The sequence below is a fragment of the Dokdonia ponticola genome (genome assembly GCF_042653865.1).
GTDB classification, from domain to species: domain Bacteria; phylum Bacteroidota; class Bacteroidia; order Flavobacteriales; family Flavobacteriaceae; genus Dokdonia; species Dokdonia ponticola.
In genome coordinates this window covers 367,534-391,788 of sequence record NZ_JBHSFV010000002.1, presented here as the reverse complement: position 1 = coordinate 391,788, position 24,255 = coordinate 367,534, and the positions used below count along the sequence as shown (strand labels likewise).

Genomic DNA, 24,255 nt, shown 5'->3' with positions numbered 1-24,255 from the left:
ATAAAAAAGTTAGTAGTTTTGCTATCCTACTAAATTTATGGAAAAATTAACCGCAATCATCCCTACGGGAAACGAAGAACATAACATTCGAGAGGTGCTCGAATCTGTGTCCTTTGCTGATGAAGTGATGGTGGTAGACTCCATGAGTACTGACAATACCGTCGAAATTGCCAAGGAATATACAGATAGAATACTACAACGTAAATACCATTATTCAGCTTCTCAAAAAAACTGGGCAATCCCACAAGCAACCCATGAATGGATTCTCCTTGTGGATGCCGATGAGCGGGTCACTCCTGCATTAAAAGAGGAAATTTTGGCTATTCTTAAAAATCCACCTACCGATGGTACTGTGGCTTTTTGGATTTACCGAACTAACCATTTTATGGGAAAACGAGTTCGTTATAGTGGATGGCAAAATGATAAGGTGATCCGATTGTTTCGTAAAAGCAAATGTGCCTACGAAGATAAAATGGTACATGCTGAGATCATCGCTGATGGAAAAGTAGGATTTTTAAAAAACCGCTTTCATCATAATACCTATATCAGTTTAGATAGTCATATCATGAAACTGAATCGGTATGCTACTTGGCAGGCAAGAGATTATGATAAAAAAACAGGACGTCTTCATATCTATCATTTTGTCATCAAACCTTTTTGGGGCTTTTTTAAACATTACATTGTTCAAATGGGCTTCAGAGACGGCGTTATAGGTCTTGTAATAAGCTACATGCACTCGTATGCTATTTGGATGCGTTATGCAAAACTTTGGCTTTATAGACGGGGTTTAAAGTGATTTTCAAACGTTTTTTTAATGTTAGTACGCTTTCGCGAAAGCGTATAAAGAAAGCGTATGCTATAAACAACAAAAGCCCCTATCAAATAGAGGCTTTTTGTAAACGTATTTTTTTAATTCTTAATTATTCCCAAGAATAATAGGCAAGCCACTATCTCCAGAACCAATTACAATTACTTTAGAATTAGGAGATTCAGAAAGCTTTAAAGTAGCATCAATTCCTTTGTCTTGAAGGATTTTATCTGTAAGAGACGCACTTAAAATTCTGTTGGCATCTGCTTTACCCTGAGCTTCAATAGTTACTTTTTCTGCTTCTTTTTTAGCTGTAACTAATCTAAATTCATACTCTAAGGACTCTTGTTCTTGTTTTAGTTTACGCTCAATTGCTTGCTTAATTGTAGGAGGTAATGTAACATCACGGATCAGTATATTATTCAATTGAATATATTGATCTGCTACAATTTTTTCAGTTTCTTGAAAGATTTCTTCTTGTATCGCATCACGCTTACTGCTATATAGTTGCTCTGGGGTATAACGTCCTACCACACTACGCGCAGCACTTCGGATGGCTGGTTGAATAATCCTTTCTAGATAATCTTTTCCTTTTTGGTTGTGAAGTTTCCCCAAATCTGCGGTGACAGGATTATACCACGCCGTCGCATCAATTTGAATCTCCAAACCGTTAGAAGAAAGTACTCGCATTTCTTCAAATAATTGTTGCTGACGTGTTTCATAGTCAATCACTCGGTTCCAAGGAGCGATTAAGTGGAAACCTGGTCCTAAAGGGGCTTTGTCAGGATCTACACCATCTCCTAAGGTTTCGTACAAGACACCCGCGTGCCCAGCATCTATAGTAACCGCCGACTTAGCGAGTACAATAATAACAAGAATAAGGATCACAATAATAGGCAATCCAATTTTAGGTAATTTATCCATAATCTATTTTTTAAGTTAATTTTAAGTTTAAGTAAGACCGTTATATTTTCGCATAAACCACTCTATAGCAAGCAATAACGAAAGAACAGCCAGCAGCCATTTCCAATCGATTAAAGGTACAACATTTTCAGTGCTTTTTTGCACGGGTTTGTATCTAGTATCTACCACTAAAGAGGCTATTAGTTGATCTATGTTTGAAATATCATACAGTGCTCCGTCAGTATTAGTGGCTACTTGTGACAAGGCAGTCACATCTGCATTTAAAAATTGCTGTTCTACTTCAAAAGGAACAATGGTAAATGATCCCGAACGAGCAAGGCCTTGATCTTGCACTGTCACTGTAAATGCATAATCACCAGGTACTAGATTGCTCAAATCAATCTCATAGGCATTCCGTTGTAATAAAAAAGGAGCTTCATATACTTTTTCAGTAGCTTTATTAACCACTCGCATGGTTAGAGCCGCTCTGTTATCAAACACATAATTTTTATCAAAATACTGCGCGTATAATTTTACAGATCCATTGCCGTAATAAAAGGAGTCGTAGTCCAGATTGAGCCTGCTTTTCCGTTTATTGGAAGCTGCGTACTGGATGAGATTATCTATAAAATTATCAAAGGCTTCAAAACTGCGTGTATCTACAAAACTTTGAGCCCTCCATCTCCAAAGACCTTCCCCAAAAAAATATACTCCTCTTCTACCATTTTGATCTGTGGTGACTAATAAAGGAGCCTCTGTTGTAATGGTTCCTATTTTTTTATACAAAGCCACATCTGCTTCGGTTTTTAAGGTAATATCTCCAAAACTTGTTTGTAAGGGAGGAAAATCAGAAAAGTCAAGATCGTTTAAAACAAATGTTGAAAAATTAGGATTAGCGACACCCTGCACCTCTTCATCTTGCGTAGTAATCTCATGAAAAACGGCTGTTTGAAGTCGATTCAATATATTCCAATCGGTTTTAGGTCCCGTAATGGTCATACTATTTTTTCCTAGCGATTCAAGTTCGTTATACATTGGTTGAAAACTACCCGTAGGTTGATACAAAATAACGAGTTGATAGTCATTCAATTTCCCAACAGCTTCATTGGGTGTTGCAAAAGTAACGGTGCGTAACCGATTGCTTTCGATACTTTTTTTAAGCATCCCTAGATCAGGATGTACCATGTCAGAAACCAAAAGGACATTGGTTTTTTGGTCAATGACTTCTACCGCAAAGTTTTTAGTGTTATTTTTTTTATTGATCTCGTTTTCTATCGGCTGTAAGTTAATAGTATACTGCCTCACTCCTACACTATTTGCAGGAATCAATGCTGTTATGACTTGTGATTTATTTTGATCAGAAAAAGCAATATTTTCCTGATGTACCACGGTATTTCCAGAACGTATGGTAAGCCTAGAGGATACCTCCCGCGTGCCATTATAACTTGTGAAAACTTCTACGGGAAATGTATTGTTGATATAGGCATATCGATTGACATTCACTTGGCCTACAATAAGATCATCATACACAATCGTATCACCCGTAATCACTGGATATACATTTTGTTTGAAGTTTTTACTGCTGTATTCAAACGCTTCTCCAAAGGTTTGATTTCCATCCGAAAAGAGTATCACAGGCGCTACTTCATTTCTGTACAAGGTCGTAAATGAAGAGAATACTGACGAGATATTGGTTTGCCTTTCGGCGAAATCTAAGGAGTCTAGCGTCGTTACTTGTGTACCGAATTTAAAATACTGAATATCAAAGGCGTCATTTAAGGGTTTGCTTTCGCGAAAGCGTACCCATGCCTCTTTAACCTTTTCTTCATATCCTAGATACTGAATACTCGCTGAATTATCTACAGCTATTGCTAAAGAAGGCTTTTCTGTATAGTAGGTTTCTTGTTTGTACTTGGGATTAATGAGTAAGACTAAGAGCCCAAAAACAGTAAAAAAACGCAATAAAGCATAGACTTTATTGCGTTTTGTTTTATAAGCAGCCTTATAGAAATATTGAAATATGGCAACTGCTAAAGCGATGATGCATGCTCCAATAAGTAATAATAAGGTGGTACTTGTCATATATATAATTGGTCTAAGGCTTAGTTACTTTAGGTTAGCATCCCGCCGTCTACATTAAGCACTTGTCCTGTGACATACGCACTTAAATCACTTGCTAAAAACACACATGCATTAGCAATATCTTCTGGAGTTCCTCCTCTTTTTAAAGGAATGGCATTCCGCCAGCTATTGACGGTGTCTTCATCTAATTTGGCTGTCATTTCTGTTTCAATAAACCCAGGTGCAATCACATTGGTGCGAATATTACGTGATCCTAATTCTAAGGCCATTGATTTTGAAAATCCAATCATTCCAGCTTTTGACGCGGCATAATTGGCTTGTCCTGCATTTCCTTTGACACCTACCACAGAACTCATGTTAATGATACTTCCGTGGCGTTGTTTAAGCATGGTACGTTGTACCGCTTTGGTCATATTAAAAATGGACTTTAAGTTGATTTCGATAACCGTATCAAAATCTTCTTCAGACATACGCATCAAGAGATTATCTTTTGTAATCCCAGCATTATTGATTAAAATATCAATCCCACCAAAATCTTCGACAACGTCTTTTACCAATTGCTGCGCTTCTTCAAAATCGGCTGCATTGCTTTTATATCCTTTTGCTTTAACGCCAGTAGCTTTAAGAGCTTCTTCTAGCGCATTTGCAGCATCTACAGAAGAACTATAGGTAAATGCAACATTGGCTCCATGCTGTGCAAAAACCTCGGCAATGCCTTTCCCAATACCACGACTAGCTCCTGTGATGATAGCCGTTTTTCCTTCGAGTAATTTCATATAGGTTGGTTATTTAGTATATACTATTTGTTTCTTATCAAATATAAGGAAATGCATAGGGGTGTGCATAAAAAAACCTCTTGAAAATTCAAGAGGTTTTTAAAGTTTAAGATAATTTTATCATCCTTATTTTAGGTCTTAGCCTAAAACTTCAGCTACTTTTTTTCCAATTTCTGCTGGGCTGTCTACCACGTGAATCCCACACGCTCTCATAATGGCTTTTTTAGCCTGAGCAGTATCATCACTTCCGCCTACAATCGCACCTGCATGTCCCATGGTACGACCTGCTGGAGCTGTTTCTCCAGCGATAAATCCTACGACAGGTTTTTTACTTCCACTATTTTTATACCAGTTAGCAGCATCTGCTTCTAGCTGTCCTCCTATCTCACCTATCATCACGACAGCTTCTGTTTCTGGATCATTGATTAATAACTCAACAGCTTCTTTTGTTGTAGTCCCTATAATTGGATCTCCTCCTATTCCGATAGCGGTAGTGATACCAAGACCTTGTTTTACTACTTGGTCAGCCGCTTCATACGTAAGTGTTCCTGATTTTGAAACAATTCCTACATTACCTTTCTTAAATACAAAACCAGGCATAATACCTACCTTTGCCTCTCCCGGAGTAATCACACCTGGACAGTTAGGGCCAATTAGACGACAATCGATGTCTTTTATATAATTAGATGCCTTAATCATATCTGCAACAGGAATTCCTTCTGTGATGGTGATAATCACTTTAATCCCTGCATCTGCAGCTTCCATAATCGCATCGGCAGCAAAAGCTGGTGGAACAAAAATAATAGTAGTGTCTGCCTCTAATTCTTTAACGGCTTGCTCTACTGTATTAAAAACAGGACGATCTAAATGGGTTTGACCTCCTTTTCCTGGAGTCACACCACCTACTACATTGGTACCGTATTCAATCATTTGGCCAGCGTGAAAAGTTCCTTCACTACCTGTAAATCCTTGAACAATAATTTTCGAATCTTTGTTTACTAAAACGCTCATTGTTTGTTTTTAAGTTTTGCTGTTGCAAAAATAGTTTTTTGTATGGGTTTGCCGAAGGTATTTTTACAAATTTACACCTTGATATGAAATCATCGCTTCTTTATCTTCTTCTGCAGGCTGGCTCATTTGATAACCACGATACATTAAGCCATCTTTGATCTTCCAGATAGCCATAAAATGGGCTACGGGAACTTCTTCATTTGGATCTTCAATCATTCGCACAAAGTAGGTATATCGTATGGTGACATCATCTCCATCCTCTAATAAGTGAGTGATTTCACAACGTACACTCTCAAAAGACTTAGATGCTTCTGAAGCCATGGTAAGTACTTCATCTCTATTCATGTGAGAATACCCCGTTCTTGCATTCCAAAAAAGCTCCATCTCTGGATGAAGGTATTTTTTTATATTTTCAGTTTCGTTAAAGAAATCTGAGGTATAAAAACCACTTACGACGCTTTTACCGCTTGTATTCATTTTTTATTCTTTAATTGTTCTATCAGTTCTGGAACCATTCTCAGGTTGGCAATTTCTTTATATTTTTCTCTAAAATCTCCTGCGGGTGTTCCAAAGTAACTCTTTTTACCTTCTAAAGATTTGCTTACACCACTTTGCGCAGAGACCACTGCTTTTTCTCCTATGGTAATTCCGCTTGTAATACCGACTTGTCCCCAAAGAGTGACTTCATCTTCTATAATCACACAGCCTGCGATGCCTGTTTGTGAGGCAATTAATACTTTTTTACCAATTACTGTATCGTGACCAATATGCACCTGGTTGTCAATTTTTGTCCCTTCTCCTATGGTAGTATCTCCCGTAACGCCTTTGTCTATGGTACATGCAGCACCAATATCTACATGATCTTTGATCACCACGCGTCCTCCTGATTTTAATTTATCAAATCCTTCAGGTCGTTTTTTGTAATAAAAAGCATCAGCACCTAATACGGTTCCTGCATGAATGGTCACATTATCCCCAATCACCGTATGATCGTAAATACTCACATTAGAGTGAATGACACAGTTTTTACCTATCACCACATGATTTCCAACAAAAGTATTGGGTTGAATGGTGGTTCCTTCTCCAATTTTTGCTGTTTCTGAGATCGCTTTCGCGGAAGCGGAAAAAGGTTTAAAATAATCCGTCAGTACATTAAAATCTCTAAACGGATCGTCAGAAATAAGAAGTGCTTTGCCTTCTGGACATGGTACTTCTTTGTTAATAAGAACAATAGTTGCGGCGCTTTCTAATGCTTTTGTGTAGTATTTGGGATGATCTACAAATACGATATCGCCTAGAGTCACCACATGAATTTCATTCATTCCTAACACAGGAAAATCAGCATCGCCAATAGGTTGTGCATTGATGATGGTCGCAATTTGCTGTAAGGTATGAGTTTGAGGAAATTTCACAGTTAATGTATTAAGAATCTATTCGCATTAAAGAATGGTGGAACACTAAAAAATGAATTATTCTTTAACTCTTTCTTTATACGTCCCTTTGGCGGTTTCGATTTTAATTTTATCACCTTCGTTTATAAATAAAGGAACGTTCACCGAAGCTCCCGTTTCAACCGTAGCTGGTTTTGTGGCATTGGTGGCAGTATTCCCTTTAACACCTGGCTCTGTATGCGTTACTTCAAGAATGACACTAGCGGGCATATCTACAGATAAAGGTGCTTGATCTTCTGTGTTAATCAATACTGTTACTACTTCTCCCTCTTTTAATAAATCGGCTGCATCTATGGTGTCTTTTTGTAGCGTAATTTGCGTATAATCCTCTACATTCATAAAATGGTAGGTATCTCCTTCTGGATATAAGAACTGAAATTTATGCGTTTCTACACGTACTTCGTCAATTTTGTGTCCTGCCGAGAATGTATTATCGAGTATTTTTCCTGTGGTGACACTTTTCATTTTAGTACGAACAAATGCAGGACCTTTCCCAGGTTTTACGTGTAAGAACTCTACTATTTTATAAATATCGTGATTATAGTGTATGCACAATCCGTTGCGTATATCTGATGTTGTTGCCATTATGTATGCTATTTTGAGTATTTGATTATACGCTCCTGTCTGCCGTCAGGCAGGTCCGCGAAAGCGTATACATTATTAGTTTAATTTTAATTAGTACTAAAGTATCCTTTCATGATACCGCGTTGCGAGTTTCTAATAAATTGTAGAATCTCATCTCTTTCTGGTGTTGCTTCCATCTCTGCTTCTATAATTTCTACCGCTTGGGTATTATTATAGTTTTTCTGGTAGAGAATCCTGAAGATATTTTGAATCTCACGAATCTTTTCTGTGGTAAATCCACGACGACGTAATCCGATAGAATTGATTCCTACATAACTTAAGGGTTCCCTTCCTGCTTTTACAAAAGGGGGAACGTCTTTTCTTACGAGAGACCCTCCGGTCACAAATGCATGACTTCCTATGGTACAGAATTGCTGTACGGCAGCCATTCCTGCCAGTACAACGTATTCCCCTACGGTAATATGTCCTGCGAGTGTACTATTATTTGAGAAAATACAATTATCACCCACAATACAATCGTGTGCGATGTGACAATAGGCCATGATCCAACAATTTTTTCCGACTTCTGTTTTCATGCGATCAGAAGTCCCTCTATTGATGGTGACACATTCTCTTATCGTCGTATTATCGCCTATAATTGTAACCGTGTCTTCGTCGTTAAATTTTTTATCTTGGGGTATTGCAGAAATGACTGCTCCTGGAAAAATGCTTACATTTTTACCTATTCGAGCGCCTTCCATGATGGTTACGTTAGATCCTATCCAACTTCCTTCACCTATCACAACATTATTATGTATGGTCGTGAAAGGTTCTATAACTACATTTTTTGCAATTTTAGCACCAGGATGTACGTATGCCAGTGGTTGATTCATTCGTTAGTTGTTCTTTACTTTAACAATTTGAGCCATAATTTCGGCTTCTGATACTAGTCTCCCGTTTGCATAGGCACGTGCTTGCATTTGGCATATTCCTCTTCGTATAGGAGACATTAAATCCAGTTTAAAGATAAGGGTATCTCCTGGAACTACTTGTTGTTTGTAACGTACATTATCTATTTTTAGTAAGTACGTTAAATAATTTTCTGGATCGGGTACGGTACTCAACACCAATATCCCTCCTGTTTGAGCCATGGCTTCAATTTGTAAAACGCCTGGCATGACAGGTGCTCCAGGAAAATGACCTACAAAGAACGGCTCGTTCATTGTAACATTTTTCATTCCAATTACATACTGATCTGTAAGTTCTAAAATCTTATCAACTAGTAAGAATGGAGGTCTGTGCGGTAACATTTCCATGATCTGATTGACGTCTTTTACAGGAGGTGCATGTAAATCTACGTCAGGCACATGGTTGCGTCGTTCTGCCTTTATTATTTTTTGAAGTTTTTTTGCGAATTGCGTATTTACATAGTGTCCGGGCTTATTTGCTATGATCTTGCCTCGTATACGGGTCCCTACTAGTGCAAGGTCACCTATAACATCTAGTAATTTGTGACGTGCAGCTTCATTAGGATGATGTAACGTTAAATTATCTAAGATCCCATTAGGTTTTATAGCGATATGGTCTTTATTAAAAGCAACGCGTAATTTGTCCATGGTTTCTGGAGACAACTCTTTGTCTACGTATACAATCGCGTTATTAAGGTCACCTCCTTTGATGAGACCGTGTTCAAGAAGCATTTCTATTTCGTGTAAAAAACTGAACGTACGACTATCTGATATTTCTTCTTTGAATTCTGAAAGGTGTTTAATACTTGCATTTTGGGTGCCTAATACTTTAGTGCCAAAATCCACCATAGTTGTTACTTGGTACTCATCAGAAGGCATTAGGATGATTTCACTTCCTGTATCTTCATCTATGTAAGAGATAACTTCTTTTACAACATACTCATCGCGACACGCTTCCTGTTCTTTTTTTCCTGCTTTTTCTAATGCTTCTACAAAGAACTTTGATGAACCATCCATGATAGGAGGTTCAGAAGCATTTAATTCTATAAGAATATTATCGATTTCTAAACCTACACAGGCCGCTAGTACATGTTCTGTAGTTTGTATAGCAACGCCATTTTTTTCTAGATTAGTTCCTCTTTGCGTATTGGTCACTAATGAAGCATCTGCGGCTATCACTGGTTCTCCCTCTAGATCGACACGCTTAAATTTATAGCCGTGATTTTCATCGGCTGGCTTAAACGTCATCGTAACATTGGCTCCTGTGTGTAATCCTACACCAGTAAGAGTCACCTCTTTAGCTATTGTACATTGTTGTGCTCTAGCTTCACTCATTGATTTATTTTTTTGTCAAGTTGGTTAACCGTTTGAACTATCTTGGGTAAATTTTTAAAATGTACGTAGGAGCGATTCCAATCTGCATAAGCAAATGATGGAGAGCCTTGTAGAACTTCATCATCCTTTACATTACGCCCTATACCAGACTGAGCTTGAATACGCACACGATCTCCTATAGTAATGTGTCCTGCAATTCCTACCTGTCCGCCAATCAAACAATTTTTGCCAATTTTTGTAGAACCCGCAATTCCTGTTTGTGCGGCAATCGCTGTGTGTGCTCCTATTTCTACATTATGAGCAATTTGTATTTGATTATCTAGCTTCACTCCTTTTCTTATAATAGTCGACCCTAAGGTAGCTCTATCTATAGTAGTACCAGCTCCAATATCTACATAATCTTCTATAATCACATTTCCTGTTTGTGGAACTTTACTATATTCTCCTTTTTCATTGGGTGTAAACCCAAAGCCATCTGCCCCTACAATCGCTCCACTATGAATATACACAGAATGTCCTATAATACAATCAGAATAGACCTTAGCCCCAGCAAATAAAACAGAATTATCTCCTATCGTTACATTATCGCCCACATAGGCATTGGGATAGATCTTTACATTATCTCCAATTTTTACATTGTCGCCTAGGTAGGCAAAAGCACCTAGATAAAGACCTTCACCATAAGATGCAGACTCAGAAATATAACTTGGTTGTTCTATCCCTAATTTGTTTAATTTTACTTGATTATAATATTCTAATAATTTTGAAAATGACTTATACGCATCTTCTACTCGTATAAGTGTAGTGTCGATTTCATTTTCAAGTTCAAAGTCTATATTAACAATGGCAATAGATGCTTTTGTTGTGTATAAGTAAGAAGTGTATTTGGGATTTGCAAGAAATGTAAGAGATCCTGTAGTTCCTTCTTCTATCTTGGCAAGCTTAGAAACTTCGATGTCTGGATTCCCCTCTACCGTTCCTTCTAATATACCTGCTATTTGAGCTGCTGTAAATTTCATGTTTGGCAAAAATAACAAAAAACTTAGTCTTTAGGTTTGGGGTAACAGATATAGTTTTTAACGACTTCTTTAGTTAGGGATTTTAAGCTTAACTGATCACTCGCTTTTACTACGTCTATAATCCTACCATTAGACATGACTATATTGATTCCTCCTTGTGTGTAATTATAGGCTTGATTTGAAATAGTACCTGTAAAAACAAAATAAGAAGCTTCATAAGGAGTAATGTGATATTTTTCTATTAATTGATCAATATGCTTTTGCTTCTTATGCTCTGAAAATGGTTTTTTACGAATCTTAACGTTTAATAAATCTCTGTTTATAATAGACTTAGATAACTCTCTCAATACAAAATCATCGGTATAACACCACTCTTTCATTGCAGAAATAATATCATAATCATCTAACTGAGAAAACGTGTTTAATGTGGCTTTAAAATTATCTAGACCAATTTTATTCTTTAAGAAATAGGACAACGAAGTACTTGCTGGTAATGCTACTCCTGAATGAGAAAGTTCTTTAGCACGTTTTAAAACACGTGTAATAAGCTGCTCTGCCACCACTCCAGTTTTATGTAAATAAACCTGCCAATACATAAGTCGTCTAGCTACTAAAAACTTCTCGACCGTATAAATTCCTTTTTCCTCTACGACTAATTGATTTTCAAAAACGTTAAGCATGGCAATTATACGGTCTGTATTAATGTTACCTTCTGCCATACCCGTATAAAAGCTATCTCTTTTTAGATAGTCCGTGCGATCCATGTCTAGTTGTCCAGAAACTAACTGATTTAGAAACTTACGAGCGTATGTACCCTTGAAAATCTGAATAGCAAGCGTTAAACTTCCGTTAAACTCTTTATTTAAAGCCTCCATAAAAGCAGTCGATATCTGCTCATGATGAACATTTTCGATAATACTTTGTTCCATTGCATGAGAGAATGGACCGTGTCCTATATCATGTAATAGGATGGCAATAAGCGTCGCTTCTTCTTCTTCTTTGGAGATCTCAATCCCTTTGTCTTTAAGGGTTGTGAGTGCTTTTTGCATAATATGCAAACAACCTATAGCGTGATGAAAACGGGTGTGATGCGCTCCTGGATACACCAAATAAGAGAGCCCCATTTGTGTAATACGACGCAGTCGCTGGAAATAAGGATGCTGTATCAGATTAAAAATAACCCCATTAGGTATGGTAATAAAACCATAGATAGGATCGTTAATTATAGTAACTTTGGAAGACTGTTTTATCACAGTGTCATTTAAAAATTTAAACAAATATACCACTAATCATACTAGCTTTTTTGAGAGTTTTTATTTGCTTTCGCGAAAGCGTATACATACACCACACCATACATGAGTACAATTAACATTCTTTGGGTAGATGACGAAATTGATTTATTAAAGCCACACATTCTTTTTTTAGAGAAGAAAAACTATTCTGTGACCAAATGCACTAGCGGATTGGAGGCCATCGAAATCATAGATGAGCAAAACTTTGATATTGTTTTTCTTGATGAAAATATGCCAGGTTTGACAGGACTTGAAACCTTAAATGAAATCAAAAATAAACGTGAAAATGTACCCGTGGTTATGATCACCAAGAGTGAAGAAGAGTATATTATGGAGGAAGCCATAGGCTCTAAAATAGCAGATTATCTAATCAAACCTGTTAATCCAAATCAGATTTTATTAAGCCTCAAGAAAAATCTAGATCACAGCCGTTTAATTTCCCAAAAAACAGCTTCATCCTACCAACAAGAGTTTCGTAAAATCGCGATGGATCTCTCTATGGTCAACTCTTATGAAGAGTGGGCAGAACTTTATCAGAAATTAATTTACTGGGAAATGGAGCTAGAAACCATTGAAGATCCCAGCATGTTTGAGATTTTAGAATCTCAAAAAGCAGAAGCTAATTATCAGTTTTGCAAATTTGTAGATCGAAATTATGCAGATTGGTTTAGTTCGCATGATGGGCCAATCATGTCACATACGTTGTTTAAAGAAAAAGTAGTTCCTGAGCTCAAAAAAGGAGAACCTATACTATTTGTGGTAATTGACAATCTAAGATTTGATCAATGGAAAGCCTTTGAACCCCATCTTGCTTCTTACTATAAAAAAAGAGAAGAAGAAGCGTATTACAGCATCCTTCCTACAGCAACTCAATATGCCCGTAATGCCATCTTTTCTGGACTCATGCCGAGTGAGATGAAAAAGAAACATCCTAACTATTGGCTTGATGACACAGACGAAGGCGGTAAAAATATGCATGAAGCAGATTTTTTACGCGAACAATTGAAGAGATTACATCTAGATATTACCTGGGAATATCATAAAATCACCAATCTAAAGAATGGTAAAAAACTCTCTGATAATTTTAAATCTCAGAAAGATAATGATCTTACTGTAGTCGTTTATAATTTTGTGGACATGTTATCCCACGCCAAAACAGAAATGGAAGTTATTAAAGAATTGGCGAGCAATGATAAATCATATAGATCACTTACAGAAAGTTGGTTCAAAAACTCTCCATTACTAGAGATGATTCAACAAGCACAGCAAATGGGCTTTAAATTAATCATCACTACCGACCACGGTACGATTAATGTAAAAAATCCCTCTAAGGTAATAGGAGATAAAAATACGAGCCTCAACTTACGCTATAAAACAGGAAGAAGCCTTACGTATGAGGATAAGGATGTACTTGCTGCAAAAGACCCAAGAACAATACACCTTCCGTCTATTAACATGAGTAGCTCCTTTATTTTTGCAAAAAGTGATTTATTTTTCGCCTATCCTAATAATTATAATCACTATGTAAGCTATTATAGAAATACCTACCAACATGGAGGCGTATCATTAGAAGAAATGATTATTCCGATTGCAATATTAGATCCTAAATAATTTTAACACAGGTTTCTCTTATCTAGTAAGAGGGAGCAAAATCATTATATATACAAATAGAGTACTGTTCTAAAATAGAGTAGTACGCTGTTTTACTTTAGAATAGTGTGCTCTTTGATTCAAGATTGCTACTTCTCGACTGCGCTAGATCTGACATTGGAGTGCTAAATTATGATACTATTTGCAATACTATAGCAAAATAAAAATAAAAATCTACAAACAAATCCCTTCTCCCTCTGGGAGAAGATTAGGATGAGGGAAAAAGTCTTTTCATAAAGTAGGAAACAGTAATTCCTGTCACTCTTTTAAAATGATTGGTAAAGGATCGGGTATTGGAAAAACCTACTTCACTGGCTATGGCTTCTACCGTGTAGAATCTAAATTTTACATCTTCCTGAAGCTTATAGATGGCATGCTGTATACGTAAATCACTGATGTAGGTGGAGAAATTGGTTTCTTTTACTCCATTAATATACTTGGATAAATACGAAGAATTGGTTTCTAATCTTTCGGCTAATGATTTTAAAGTAACAGTACCATCAAGAAACTCTTGAGATTGCTCAAACTTTGTCAATCCTTTTGAAATTAATTCAATTTGTTTTTCTTCAAGATTTAAGACTGATTTTTCCTTTTGAACTTGTACTTCTGTCCTGTTTGCAGATAAACGCTGTTGCTCAAAGGTTTCTTGTAGTAATTGAAACTTCTTTTTACTTCTGTAATATGTTCGTATATAATACACAATAACCATTATTGAAACCCCTAATAATATAAAAGTGATATACTTAGTACGTTTCTCAAATGCTTTTTCTGAATTGAGTTTTGAAATTACGATATCTTTTTCTGCTAATAATTGAGGCAATGTATATTCTTGAGCGATACGATTCCCTATTTCTATATAATTGGAAGATATTTTTCGGTCAAACTCAATGAGTTTATTAAGATATACTAATTGATTTTCTGTTTCACCAATATCCTTATAATGATTAATTAATACCTGATACCCCTCACCTAGTTCTTCAAACTCATCATCGGTAATTTGATAGAGGCTATCTGCTTTTTTTATACTTTGTATGGCTTCTTCTTTACGGTTGAGTTGCCATAAGATGAGGCCTTTCATATTTAAAGATCGACTTATAGCATATAGATCTTCTGGATCTTCTAACTCAAGAAATTGATTCGTATATTTTAATGCTTCTTGATACGCCCCTTCTCTATATAGAATCCCTCCCTTAAGTCCAAAAAAAATAAGTTTGTATTCATCAATATTATTTTTTAGCCCGTAATGATATACCGAATCAATATATGTAGAAGCTAATTTTAATTCTTTTGCGTCATAATAATTTTTTGCAATAGAATATTGAACATCTATATATTCTTGTTCTTTACTTTCCCTAGGAAATTCTAAAAAAAGTGAATCATATACTCCAGACTTTATAAAAGAATTATATTTTAGAAAATATTTTAGTGTTCTTTGCCTATCTCCCCATTGAGAATTGAGAACATTAATGTTATATTCTAATTCTTTTAACATCTTCAAGTTATTTCTTTTTCTAGCATATTCAATAGCCTCTAATAGCATATTACTAGCTTTCTGATTCTCTCCTTGGTAATAATAATTTGCAAATTTTAAACTATATGCAAGTGCAGGTTGAGTTTTATCATCATAGTTTTCTGTATACGCAATCGCTTTATCCAAATAATCCAATCGTAAATCTTCTAACTGTCCAAGCATACTGTAGGCTTTTCCCATATTCAAAGAATCATTTTTTTGATGTGCTTTCCATAAATAGGTCATTGCAACCTCATGAGCAAAAATACTATCAGGTTCTATTTGATAATTTGGAGCTATTCGATTAAAATGAGCTATAAGCTCTTTATAATCTTTGTCTACTAGAGAATCTATGAGAGTGTATCCTTCTAGAATGGATTCTTGAGAATAGGTAGTTATTACCCTAAAAAAACAAAAAAAAAGTATAAAAACACAATGTTGCAATCTCATGAAACGAAAATAACCAAAAATTGCTTGGAATATTTATAAAAACGTCTAGAAAATTTATAAATGTACCAACACAAACATTGCGTAGTTACTAGAAAGCTTACAAATTTGTAATCATCAAAAAGAGAGCAATCTACCAACAACTATTATTATTAAAATTAGGGATTTAAAAAGTATTAGTGATGGCAGATAAATCAAAAATTGATTGGCAAAACATGATTGTAAAATCAAATGCCTACAAAGCTTTCAAAAGTAGTGAAAGGACAAACCTAGCGAATATTGTGTGTGGTGTACAATAGTACCGCTAGGTTTATTTAACATTTAAAAGTATTCCATAAAATAGGTCTATATAAATCACTATAGTGCGATTAGCATTTCATACCGCTATATGGAAGTACCATATCACTAGAGCTTAAAGAACTAATACTCGCTTCCTTCCTACAAAATTCTTACAAATTCCCATAAACACTACGTTTGTTTAATATTCACAAAGTGTATCTCTTTCTGTTTTTTTTATATATTTAGAATCCCAAGTTGAAAATTAAAAAATGGAAATCACCTACATACTATCCCAAATAGATAGTATATCAATGCGCATTATTGAAGCTACAAAAAGCAATATATTGCTTTTTTATGGTGAAATGGGTGTTGGTAAAACGACTCTTATAACTTCATTAGCCAAACAACTAGGCGTTACCGAAACGGTCTCTAGCCCAACCTTTTCAATAGTTAACGAGTATAGAACTTCAGATAATAAAGTCATCTATCATTTTGATGCCTATAGAATCAATGTAGAAGAAGAAATCCTAGATTTAGGCTTTGAAGAATATATAGCACAAGGAGACTGGATATTTATAGAATGGCCTGAAAAAATAAAGAGTTATTTACCAAAAGACAGCCAAAAGATATATATATCGATGAATGAAATAGGAGAAAGGCGTATAAAATTAACCTAGAAATGTTAAATTTATGTTAATTTTGTTAATAAAATCTTATTTTATATTGTAGGATAATTCTTAAAAAAAAATCAACTCTATAGATAAAAAACAAGAACGAAAACAGTTAAACGAAAAAAAGGTTTTTAAAGGATACTATTAAATCAAGTGTAATCATAAGAGAAAGCTCTTTTTTTTTATAAAAAGGCGCGAATATACAAAAAAAAAAGTATAGTGTAACTTTACCTGTGTTTATTGAATTTTGTAGCAACAAATCATTTAAACACTCACGATTATGAAAGTTAAAGCTTTACTTTTAGCGCTGCTTATCGCAGCCGCTACCGCCCTTATGTACACTGCAACCAACGAAACAAATGCAGACCAAGCAATCGAAAAGAAAAAAAGAAAACTCATCCCTGCTGGATAAAATCAAAAGGAAAACTCTTTTAACGGGCACTATTATTGCAAGTTTAATAATAGCATGCCCGTTTATTTTTTATCTCTATCAAGGGTTTCCTGTTAGTCCTATTTGGGAATCACCTTTTGGAACCTTTAGAAGTTATTATTGGGAAGATATCAATTATCTTGCTTGGGTCATACTTGGTAAATTAATTCCTTTTCTGTTACTATTGATTTGGTTTTTCACCTGTAAACACTGGTGGTATCATGTGATTTTGGTACCTCTTTGTATGTATGCTTTTCAAATTTACTCTACTTTGGATATGGACGTCAGAAACGCTGACACTATAGAAATATATGCATTAGCACCAATAATATTCTTTATGGCTATTTTTTCTTATACGATCAGAACGCGCGTATTTGATAAAATCCATGGTATAGATTTAAGTGAATTAAGCCGTGTGAACTGGAAAGGTGAATTACAAACCAAGACAAAAGATGAAGATGATGTAGAAGATGATGAAGATGACGAACCTTTATTTATGTCTCAAGAATAACACTTTATACATAGACTTCTTTTTTCTTCTTTTAATCCGTATTTTTGAGTACCAACCTGATACAACTATATGGATACACCCAACAGTCCTTTTACACGAGCACAATTATTACCTCAGGAAGAAAAACTAGAAATTGCTACACAAAAAGGAGATTTATTTATAGGAATCCCAAGGGAAACGCATTTTCAAGAACGACGTGTATGCCTTACTCCTGACGCCGTTGCCGCACTTACTGCCAATGGTCATCGCGTCCTTGTGGAATCTAAAGCTGGTAAAGGAGCACGATACTCAGACAAAGATTATAGTGAAGCTGGCGCCGAAGTGACAAACGACACATCAAAAGTATTTTCGTGCCCCATGATTCTTAAAGTAGAACCACCATCACTAGAAGAACTGGATATGATTAATCCGCAAACGGTATTAATCTCTGCACTACAGTTAAAAACACAAAAGAAAGCCTACTTCGAAAAATTGGCTAGTAAAAGAATTACAGCCATCGCTTTCGAATTTATAAAAGACGATGATGGCACCTACCCTGCCGTTCGTACCCTTTCTGAAATCGCTGGTACTGCAGCTGTTCAAGTAGCTGCAGAATTGATGAGTAGTCCCGAATTGGGCACAGGTATGCTTCTAGGAAATATTAGTGGTGTTCCTCCTGCAGAAGTTGTCATTATTGGAGCCGGTACCGTAGGTGAGTTTGCTGCACGATCTGCTATAGGACTGGGTGCAAATGTCAAGATATTTGATAATTCTATAACCAAACTGCGTTGTATACAAACCAACATAGGCAGGCCTATGTACACATCTACCCTGCAACCTAAAAATCTATTCAAAGCGTTAAAACGCTGCGATGTCGCTATTGGTGCCGTACGAGGAACTAATAGATCTCCTGTTATTGTCACAGAAGCCATGATAGAAAGCATGAAAAACGGGGCTGTCATCATAGACGTGAGTATTGATATGGGCGGATGCTTTGAAACTAGTGATGTGACTTCACACGATAAACCCACGTTTGTAAAACATGGAGTAACCCATTATTGTGTCCCTAATATTCCTGCTCGATTTGCTCGAACAGCCTCTATATCATTAAGTAATATATTCACTCCCTATCTTTTGGATATCGGAGAAGAAGGAGGTATAGAAAATAAACTTCGTTTTGACAAAGGATTGAAAAACGGTTTGTATTTTTACCACGGCGTTTTAACCAGCAAGTCGGTGGCAAATTGGTTTAATTTAAACTACCGAGATATCAATCTTCTTATTTTTTAACATATGCGTTTATTACATCGAATAGGGTACTATTTAGGTGGTTTCTCTTTAGGCTTGATCATTCTAGCCTTTTTCTTTAGCGGAAAAAAAACAAGCTGTGCTTATTTTCCAGAAGCTAGAGTTTTAAAAAACATTAATTTAAAGTCGTATACGCTTTCGCGAAAAGCGCAAGAGTCCTTAACTCAATTGCAATTAGATACGATTGCCGTAAATAGCGTGCTAAAAAATGGAGACATTGACTTTAATGAAAGCCAACCTAGAAAAGAACCTTGTGGAGAATATGCCGTATACGGTCAAACTTCAGAAGAACAATTGCTTAAGATTGTTCTTGAAAATTGCGAAGAAAACGTATTGATTAAAGAAGTTTCTTTAGCTAAAGATTAAGTGTTGCTGTGTATGCTTTCGCGAAAGCAAAACAAAAACGGACAACAATCAAAAAAACCCCGTGTAAGTATTTATACCAGTTATTAATTGAATTTACTGGAAAAGAAAACGATGATTTTTTTCTTTATATGAGAAAGAAAACTAAAGCATTAAGCTACGGTTTCTTTTTTCTTGTGAAATAGAAAGGAAAAAAGGGTGTTTTATTATAGTAAATTCAATTGGTAAATGGTATTATTATATCTTTCTTCGTTTACGCTCTGCCTTGATCAATTCTAACTCACGATTCGTTTGCCCAGCCACTGATGTGTTTTCCTCAGCTCTTCGTATTAAGTAAGGCATCACATCTTTTACAGGACCAAAAGGAATATATTTTGCTACGTTATACCCTTCTGAAGCCAGATTAAAACTAATATGATCACTCATACCATATAATTGCCCAAACCAAACGCGTTTGTCATCTATTGCTATAGATTTATCTTTCATGATCTCCATCGCTAGTAAGCAACTAGACTCATTATGAGTTCCTAAGAATACAGAAATGTCATCTATATGATCTAATATATAACGTAGGGTATCATTAAAATTAGCATCTGTCTCCGCTTTATTTGCGCAGATTGGAGTTGGATATCCTTTAGCTTTAGCACGATCATTTTCCTTCTCCATATACGCACCACGCACAATCTTTACTCCTATTTTAAATCCTTTTACTTTTGCTTCGAGGTGAAGCTTTTTAAGATAATCTAACCGATCCCAACGGTAACATTGAAGTGTATTGAACACAATAGCCTTTTCTGTATTGTATTTCGCCATCATATCTGCTACAAGATCATCTGCAGCATCTTGCATCCAGCTTTCTTCTCCATCTATGAGTACCGCGACATCAGTTTCTTTGGCTTTTTTACAAATTTGATCAAAACGATTTACAATTTTATCCCACTCTTTTTGTTCCTCTGGGTTCAGTGTCACTCCTGCTGTCTTTTTTTCCCAGATAGCAAAACGCCCAAAACCAGTAGGTTTAAAAACAGAAATAGGCATGGCATCCTTCTCATTGGCAAAATCTGTAAGCTCTAAAACCTTATGGAGGCAAGCATCAAATTGCGATTCATCTTCTTTCCCCTCTACAGAATAATCTAGTACTGAAGAGACCCCTGCTTCATAAAGTTTATCCAAGACAGGAATACAATCTTCTTCATTGACCCCTCCACAAAAATGATCAAATACGGTAGAGCGAATTAATCCTTCTACAGGCAAATGAGCATTAAGTGCAAACCTAGTCATGGCAGTACCTATACGTACAAGAGGTTCTTTTGATATCATTTTAAACAGAAAATACGCTCGCTCAAGTTCACTATCTGATTTAAGGATAAAAGCACGTTCTGTATTATCAAAAATGGATGCTGCCATAGTCGTCAATTTTATGCTACAAATATAATTCAAACTGAATGTGAATTACACAAAAAGATGTAATTTGGTGCCATAAAATAAAATTTATGCAGTCTATCAAAGCTTCGAGCTATGAAATAGTTTTTAACACCTCTGGATATGAGATACTCAACACCCTCATTCAAACGGCTACTTACTCAAAAATATTTATCATTGTAGATAGTCACACGCAAGAACATTGTCTTCCGTTATTTTTAAGCACCTTAGAAACATCAATCGCTATAGAAGTTATAGAAATTGTGCCTGGTGAAGAAAACAAAACGATTGAGACCTGTTCTGGTGTATGGGATGCCCTAGCCGACCTTGATGCAGATCGCAAGGGACTGATTATTAATCTAGGAGGTGGCGTTGTAACGGATTTAGGAGGGTTTGTCGCAAGTACCTTTAAAAGAGGCATGGATTTTATAAATATCCCTACCTCTCTACTCGCTATGGTAGATGCCTCTGTAGGTGGTAAAACTGGAGTAGATTTAGGAACGTTAAAAAACTTAATAGGAGTCATTAACAACCCCAAATTAGTAGTAATAGATACTGGTTTTCTAGCAACTCTCCCTAAAATTGAAATGCGTTCAGGATTAGCAGAAATGTATAAACATGGACTCATCGCTAGTAAAGCCTACTGGCAACAATTATCCGACTTGACAACAATGACGACTAATGATCTCAATGCACTTATTTATGATAGCGTCTTTATAAAGAATGAAGTAGTTCTAAAAGATCCTACAGAACAAAACCTACGCAAAACACTTAACTATGGACATACGCTTGGTCATGCCATAGAGTCGTATTGCTTAAGCCACAAAGACTTAAAAAAATTACTTCATGGAGAAGCAATTGCAATTGGAATGATTTTAGAAAGCTATATTTCAGCTAAAATAACAGGTCTTCCACAGTCTCAACTTGATCAAATTCATAAAGTACTTTCTGATATGTATGATCCTGTGAGTTTCAAAAAAAACGATATAGAACATATTATTGAACTTCTAAAACACGACAAAAAGAATTCCAATGGCAAAGTAAAATTTGTCCTTTTAGAATCCATCGGAAAAGGGATTATAGACCAAGAAGTGCCGAACGAATTGATTTATGAAGCTTTTGATTTTTATGCAGCCACTCCATAAATAAAACTTATTATTTACAAATAGCGCTCTTTTATAATGGATACATGATGCTTTTCATGACCTACGGTAATAAAACCTAACGCTCTTACTGACATAGGACTTCCACTACCCGTTCCTATTTCCTTGAGCATCGTATTGTCAAGATTCTTGAAAAGTGCAATTGTAGCGTCTCTAACGGCTTTATACTCCTCTATGAGAGAATTCATCGATCTAGAATCAGCTTTGGATGGAGGTATAAAATCATTTTGATCAAAACCTAGAAGATTCACCTTGTCTTTTCTTGCAAATCGTAAAGCTCTGTATGAGAATATTCGTTCGGTATCCATAAGATGTACTAAGACTTCTTTAGGAGTCCATTTACCAACATCATATCTATAGCTCAATTTATCAGAAGGGATATCATTAAAAAAAGAAATAACCTCTTCGCTACTTTCCCGAAGAGCATGAATAAGAGTTGTATCTCCATCTATCATTTTTATAAATGGTGCGTAATATGGATTATACTCTGAAGGAGTTAAATCTTTAGTGTACATAGCTATTGTATTTAAAAAAGTAAAGGTACTAAAAAACCCTTCTAGGTATTCTAGAAGGGTTTTTTATGATTCTTATTAGAACCTTAAACTAAATCTTGAAAAATAGAATGCATTAATCGCTTCTTATCGTTGATGCTTTCCTCGAGAGATATCATCGTTTCTGTACGATACACACCTTCTATATCATCTAGTAAGAAAATAATATTTTTTGCATGATTCGTATCTTTTGCTCTTATTTTACAGAAAATATTAAATTTTCCTGTAGTTACATGTGCTACGGTAACAAATGGTATTTGAGCAATACGCTCTAGTACAAATGTCGTTTGTGAAGTTTTGTTCAAAAATACACCTACATAAGCTATAAAAGAATATCCTAATTTCCCATAATCTAGGGTGAGCGAGGAACCAATAATAATCCCTGCCTCTTCCATCTTTTTTACACGAACATGAACTGTTCCTGCAGATATGAGTAACTTTTTTGCTATATCCGTAAAAGGAATTCTGGTATTCTCGATGAGCATATCCAGTATTTGATGGTCAACTTCGTCTAGTTTGAATTTTGCCATTATCGTTTGATTCATTGAATTAAATTCAAAATTAATTCATTTTTATTGAATAATGTGTAATAATAAAAGGTAATTTTAACTACAACGTTATCGTAACATCCTTATCTAGTTCAAGATGTCTTACATCTGGTTTTCCAATTAATTTTTCTTCTAGAAGTTTTTTTATTTTAAACCCTGAAACATCTATAACTCGGTGTCCAAACATAGAAGATGTCTCATCTTTTAAAGCAAACTCAGGAATAAATTCAATGCGATTTATATTCAATTTTTCTGAATATTGAATTCCTACATCTCCATCTACAGCGTTTATAAATAAAATATCACAATAACATTTTTGATGAACTGGAATCGTATAATAGACATTTTCAACCCCTGTTTTTGAGTGGCTTATGCAATCTAATGCTGCTACAATTGCTAAAAACATATATTGTCTCGTGACCTCTCTATCGTAATCACTTGGATAATGACCTGCCTCAAAGAGCAATGTAGGCACCCCATCTGCCTGAAAACTATCTCCTGTACAGTTAATATTAAACCCATCATCATAGAGCCCTATATTACCAGGTAAATAAGGTGTTAACTCTTTATACATATGTGCTATTACATCCATAGACCGCTTTCGCGAAAGCGTAATACCTCTACTTTCATCTGCAGAAGGGGCTAAAAAAGAAAGAATCGAAGGAGCACCCGTAGACTCAAAGCCATAAATAGTACGTTGACCATGAAGATTAAAACAAAAATCAGGTTTAAATTCTGAATATATATCCCATAACAACCTACTCTCAGGTTGAGATTTATTTTGAGCATCCCTATTCAAATCAACCTGATTAGCATTCGCACGAGTATAAGCCTTGGCGCCATCAGGATTTAAAATAGGAATTACACAAAGTGTGCATGAAGATAAAATCGTATTAAAAATTGAGTTTTTATCTCCTTGTTGAAAAGCTTTAAAAAGATCAAATAGTGCTTTTGTGGTGGTACTTTCATTCCCATGCATTTGTGACCAAAGCAAAATTTTTATTCTTCCAGTTCCCACTTTGACTGAATATATAGGTCTTTTTTCTACGGAAACACCTCGCTGTTTTACCTCAAATGGAGATGGTAATGCTTCTAATAATTCCTGAATAGAGTCACTATGGATGTAACGCCCAAAGAGCTGTTTTTCGTAATTGTTTTTATGCCAATCTATAAGTGTTTCCAAATGTAGTACTGTTTTCTGTTTACAAAGTTAA

Annotated in this window: 24 protein-coding genes; 8 read left to right on the top strand and 16 right to left on the bottom strand. The window is 35.6% G+C overall.

The features are described 5' to 3' along the window. Positions 1–37: 37 nt before the first annotated feature. The gene (locus tag ACFO3O_RS05755; protein WP_379977601.1) at positions 38–796 is read left to right on the top strand and encodes a glycosyltransferase family 2 protein; all 759 of its coding nucleotides are present in this window, start codon (positions 38–40) and stop codon (positions 794–796) included. Positions 797–916: 120 nt separating this feature from the next. On the opposite strand, the gene ACFO3O_RS05750 is transcribed toward ACFO3O_RS05755, so the two are convergent. The 11 genes from ACFO3O_RS05750 to ACFO3O_RS05700 form a co-directional block, all read right to left on the bottom strand. After that, positions 917–1,732 carry a prohibitin family protein gene (locus ACFO3O_RS05750; protein WP_379977600.1) on the bottom strand — a complete coding sequence of 272 codons (816 nt, stop codon included), beginning with the start codon at positions 1,730–1,732 and terminating at the stop codon, positions 917–919. Positions 1,733–1,759: 27 nt separating this feature from the next. Next, the gene (locus ACFO3O_RS05745; protein WP_379977599.1) at positions 1,760–3,793 is read right to left on the bottom strand and encodes a VWA domain-containing protein; all 2,034 of its coding nucleotides are present in this window, start codon (positions 3,791–3,793) and stop codon (positions 1,760–1,762) included. 29 nt (positions 3,794–3,822) lie between these two features. Beyond that, positions 3,823–4,569, bottom strand: coding sequence for a 3-oxoacyl-[acyl-carrier-protein] reductase (fabG, locus tag ACFO3O_RS05740; protein ID WP_379977598.1), 747 nt, complete (start codon positions 4,567–4,569; stop codon positions 3,823–3,825). Between the two features lie 138 nt (positions 4,570–4,707). After that, on the bottom strand, positions 4,708–5,580 hold the full coding sequence (gene sucD, locus ACFO3O_RS05735; RefSeq protein ID WP_379977597.1) for a succinate--CoA ligase subunit alpha: 873 nt from the start codon (positions 5,578–5,580) through the stop codon (positions 4,708–4,710). 63 nt (positions 5,581–5,643) lie between these two features. Further along, positions 5,644–6,057, bottom strand: coding sequence for a nuclear transport factor 2 family protein (locus tag ACFO3O_RS05730; protein WP_379977596.1), 414 nt, complete (start codon positions 6,055–6,057; stop codon positions 5,644–5,646). Then, positions 6,054–6,992 carry a UDP-3-O-(3-hydroxymyristoyl)glucosamine N-acyltransferase gene (locus tag ACFO3O_RS05725; RefSeq protein WP_379977595.1) on the bottom strand — a complete coding sequence of 313 codons (939 nt, stop codon included), beginning with the start codon at positions 6,990–6,992 and terminating at the stop codon, positions 6,054–6,056. Before ACFO3O_RS05725 ends, ACFO3O_RS05730 begins: the two co-directional genes overlap by 4 nt. Before the next feature lie 57 nt (positions 6,993–7,049). Next, a complete protein-coding gene (efp, locus tag ACFO3O_RS05720) occupies positions 7,050–7,616 on the bottom strand; it encodes an elongation factor P (protein ID WP_379977594.1) in 567 nt (188 codons plus the stop codon). A gap of 86 nt (positions 7,617–7,702) precedes the next feature. Beyond that, a complete protein-coding gene (lpxA, locus tag ACFO3O_RS05715; protein ID WP_379977593.1) occupies positions 7,703–8,488 on the bottom strand; it encodes an acyl-ACP--UDP-N-acetylglucosamine O-acyltransferase in 786 nt (261 codons plus the stop codon). A gap of 3 nt (positions 8,489–8,491) precedes the next feature. Continuing rightward, positions 8,492–9,898, bottom strand: coding sequence for a bifunctional UDP-3-O-[3-hydroxymyristoyl] N-acetylglucosamine deacetylase/3-hydroxyacyl-ACP dehydratase (locus ACFO3O_RS05710; RefSeq protein ID WP_379977592.1), 1,407 nt, complete (start codon positions 9,896–9,898; stop codon positions 8,492–8,494). Beyond that, a complete protein-coding gene (gene lpxD / locus ACFO3O_RS05705) occupies positions 9,895–10,917 on the bottom strand; it encodes a UDP-3-O-(3-hydroxymyristoyl)glucosamine N-acyltransferase (protein ID WP_379977591.1) in 1,023 nt (340 codons plus the stop codon). Before lpxD ends, ACFO3O_RS05710 begins: the two co-directional genes overlap by 4 nt. 23 nt (positions 10,918–10,940) lie before the next feature. Continuing rightward, positions 10,941–12,167 (bottom strand): HD domain-containing protein, encoded by a 1,227-nt coding sequence (locus ACFO3O_RS05700; RefSeq protein ID WP_379977736.1) that lies wholly within the window; start codon positions 12,165–12,167, stop codon positions 10,941–10,943. 105 nt (positions 12,168–12,272) lie between these two features. Here ACFO3O_RS05700 and porX point away from each other — a divergent pair, with 105 nt between their 5' ends. Next, positions 12,273–13,820 carry a T9SS response regulator signal transducer PorX gene (gene porX / locus ACFO3O_RS05695; RefSeq protein WP_379977589.1) on the top strand — a complete coding sequence of 516 codons (1,548 nt, stop codon included), beginning with the start codon at positions 12,273–12,275 and terminating at the stop codon, positions 13,818–13,820. A 247-nt stretch (positions 13,821–14,067) separates the two neighbouring features. Here the strand turns inward: porX and ACFO3O_RS05690 are convergent, their stop codons facing one another. After that, complete coding sequence (locus ACFO3O_RS05690) at positions 14,068–15,819, bottom strand: helix-turn-helix domain-containing protein (protein ID WP_379977588.1); 1,752 nt, start codon at positions 15,817–15,819, stop codon at positions 14,068–14,070. Positions 15,820–16,364: 545 nt separating this feature from the next. Here ACFO3O_RS05690 and tsaE point away from each other — a divergent pair. From tsaE to ACFO3O_RS05665, 5 genes are all read left to right on the top strand, one after another. After that, positions 16,365–16,772 (top strand): tRNA (adenosine(37)-N6)-threonylcarbamoyltransferase complex ATPase subunit type 1 TsaE, encoded by a 408-nt coding sequence (gene tsaE / locus ACFO3O_RS05685; RefSeq protein WP_379977587.1) that lies wholly within the window; start codon positions 16,365–16,367, stop codon positions 16,770–16,772. Positions 16,773–17,046: 274 nt separating this feature from the next. Continuing rightward, positions 17,047–17,178, top strand: a complete 132-nt coding sequence (locus ACFO3O_RS05680; protein ID WP_379977586.1) for a hypothetical protein — start codon at positions 17,047–17,049, stop codon at positions 17,176–17,178. Then, positions 17,126–17,707, top strand: coding sequence for a hypothetical protein (locus ACFO3O_RS05675; protein WP_379977585.1), 582 nt, complete (start codon positions 17,126–17,128; stop codon positions 17,705–17,707). The genes ACFO3O_RS05680 and ACFO3O_RS05675 overlap by 53 nt, the downstream gene beginning before the upstream one ends. A gap of 69 nt (positions 17,708–17,776) precedes the next feature. Further along, positions 17,777–18,976: an alanine dehydrogenase gene (locus ACFO3O_RS05670; protein WP_379977584.1), complete on the top strand. Its 1,200-nt coding sequence runs from the start codon at positions 17,777–17,779 to the stop codon at positions 18,974–18,976. A gap of 3 nt (positions 18,977–18,979) precedes the next feature. Next, positions 18,980–19,360, top strand: coding sequence for a DUF4258 domain-containing protein (locus tag ACFO3O_RS05665; protein WP_379977583.1), 381 nt, complete (start codon positions 18,980–18,982; stop codon positions 19,358–19,360). Between the two features lie 234 nt (positions 19,361–19,594). On the opposite strand, the gene ACFO3O_RS05660 is transcribed toward ACFO3O_RS05665, so the two are convergent. Then, complete coding sequence (locus ACFO3O_RS05660; protein WP_379977582.1) at positions 19,595–20,764, bottom strand: proline dehydrogenase family protein; 1,170 nt, start codon at positions 20,762–20,764, stop codon at positions 19,595–19,597. Positions 20,765–20,850: 86 nt separating this feature from the next. Here ACFO3O_RS05660 and aroB point away from each other — a divergent pair, with 86 nt between their 5' ends. Beyond that, complete coding sequence (aroB, locus tag ACFO3O_RS05655) at positions 20,851–21,924, top strand: 3-dehydroquinate synthase (protein ID WP_379977581.1); 1,074 nt, start codon at positions 20,851–20,853, stop codon at positions 21,922–21,924. A gap of 14 nt (positions 21,925–21,938) precedes the next feature. Here aroB and ACFO3O_RS05650 read toward each other — a convergent pair whose 3' ends face one another. The 3 genes from ACFO3O_RS05650 to ACFO3O_RS05640 form a co-directional block, all read right to left on the bottom strand. After that, complete coding sequence (locus ACFO3O_RS05650) at positions 21,939–22,457, bottom strand: DinB family protein (RefSeq protein WP_379977580.1); 519 nt, start codon at positions 22,455–22,457, stop codon at positions 21,939–21,941. An 83-nt stretch (positions 22,458–22,540) separates the two neighbouring features. Further along, on the bottom strand, positions 22,541–23,023 hold the full coding sequence (locus ACFO3O_RS05645; protein WP_379977579.1) for an Lrp/AsnC family transcriptional regulator: 483 nt from the start codon (positions 23,021–23,023) through the stop codon (positions 22,541–22,543). Between the two features lie 79 nt (positions 23,024–23,102). Continuing rightward, on the bottom strand, positions 23,103–24,224 hold the full coding sequence (locus ACFO3O_RS05640) for a M14 family zinc carboxypeptidase (RefSeq protein ID WP_379977578.1): 1,122 nt from the start codon (positions 24,222–24,224) through the stop codon (positions 23,103–23,105). Positions 24,225–24,255: the final 31 nt, after the last annotated feature.

What these genes read in the sequence shown, in the direction of transcription:
- porX (WP_379977589.1), top strand. Translation starts at nt 12,273, where the DNA reads ATGAGTACAATTAACATTCTTTGGGTAGATGACGAAATTGATTTATTA.
- ACFO3O_RS05670 (WP_379977584.1), top strand. Translation starts at nt 17,777, where the DNA reads ATGGATACACCCAACAGTCCTTTTACACGAGCACAATTATTACCTCAG.
- efp (WP_379977594.1), bottom strand. Translation starts at nt 7,616, where the DNA reads ATGGCAACAACATCAGATATACGCAACGGATTGTGCATACACTATAAT.
- aroB (WP_379977581.1), top strand. Translation starts at nt 20,851, where the DNA reads ATGCAGTCTATCAAAGCTTCGAGCTATGAAATAGTTTTTAACACCTCT.
- ACFO3O_RS05690 (WP_379977588.1), bottom strand. Translation starts at nt 15,819, where the DNA reads ATGAGATTGCAACATTGTGTTTTTATACTTTTTTTTTGTTTTTTTAGG.
- ACFO3O_RS05710 (WP_379977592.1), bottom strand. Translation starts at nt 9,898, where the DNA reads ATGAGTGAAGCTAGAGCACAACAATGTACAATAGCTAAAGAGGTGACT.
- lpxA (WP_379977593.1), bottom strand. Translation starts at nt 8,488, where the DNA reads ATGAATCAACCACTGGCATACGTACATCCTGGTGCTAAAATTGCAAAA.
- ACFO3O_RS05665 (WP_379977583.1), top strand. Translation starts at nt 18,980, where the DNA reads ATGCGTTTATTACATCGAATAGGGTACTATTTAGGTGGTTTCTCTTTA.
- ACFO3O_RS05730 (WP_379977596.1), bottom strand. Translation starts at nt 6,057, where the DNA reads ATGAATACAAGCGGTAAAAGCGTCGTAAGTGGTTTTTATACCTCAGAT.
- tsaE (WP_379977587.1), top strand. Translation starts at nt 16,365, where the DNA reads ATGGAAATCACCTACATACTATCCCAAATAGATAGTATATCAATGCGC.
- ACFO3O_RS05645 (WP_379977579.1), bottom strand. Translation starts at nt 23,023, where the DNA reads ATGGCAAAATTCAAACTAGACGAAGTTGACCATCAAATACTGGATATG.
- ACFO3O_RS05675 (WP_379977585.1), top strand. Translation starts at nt 17,126, where the DNA reads ATGCAGACCAAGCAATCGAAAAGAAAAAAAGAAAACTCATCCCTGCTG.
- fabG (WP_379977598.1), bottom strand. Translation starts at nt 4,569, where the DNA reads ATGAAATTACTCGAAGGAAAAACGGCTATCATCACAGGAGCTAGTCGT.
- sucD (WP_379977597.1), bottom strand. Translation starts at nt 5,580, where the DNA reads ATGAGCGTTTTAGTAAACAAAGATTCGAAAATTATTGTTCAAGGATTT.
- ACFO3O_RS05680 (WP_379977586.1), top strand. Translation starts at nt 17,047, where the DNA reads ATGAAAGTTAAAGCTTTACTTTTAGCGCTGCTTATCGCAGCCGCTACC.
- ACFO3O_RS05750 (WP_379977600.1), bottom strand. Translation starts at nt 1,732, where the DNA reads ATGGATAAATTACCTAAAATTGGATTGCCTATTATTGTGATCCTTATT.
- lpxD (WP_379977591.1), bottom strand. Translation starts at nt 10,917, where the DNA reads ATGAAATTTACAGCAGCTCAAATAGCAGGTATATTAGAAGGAACGGTA.
- ACFO3O_RS05650 (WP_379977580.1), bottom strand. Translation starts at nt 22,457, where the DNA reads ATGTACACTAAAGATTTAACTCCTTCAGAGTATAATCCATATTACGCA.
- ACFO3O_RS05745 (WP_379977599.1), bottom strand. Translation starts at nt 3,793, where the DNA reads ATGACAAGTACCACCTTATTATTACTTATTGGAGCATGCATCATCGCT.
- ACFO3O_RS05660 (WP_379977582.1), bottom strand. Translation starts at nt 20,764, where the DNA reads ATGGCAGCATCCATTTTTGATAATACAGAACGTGCTTTTATCCTTAAA.
- ACFO3O_RS05755 (WP_379977601.1), top strand. Translation starts at nt 38, where the DNA reads ATGGAAAAATTAACCGCAATCATCCCTACGGGAAACGAAGAACATAAC.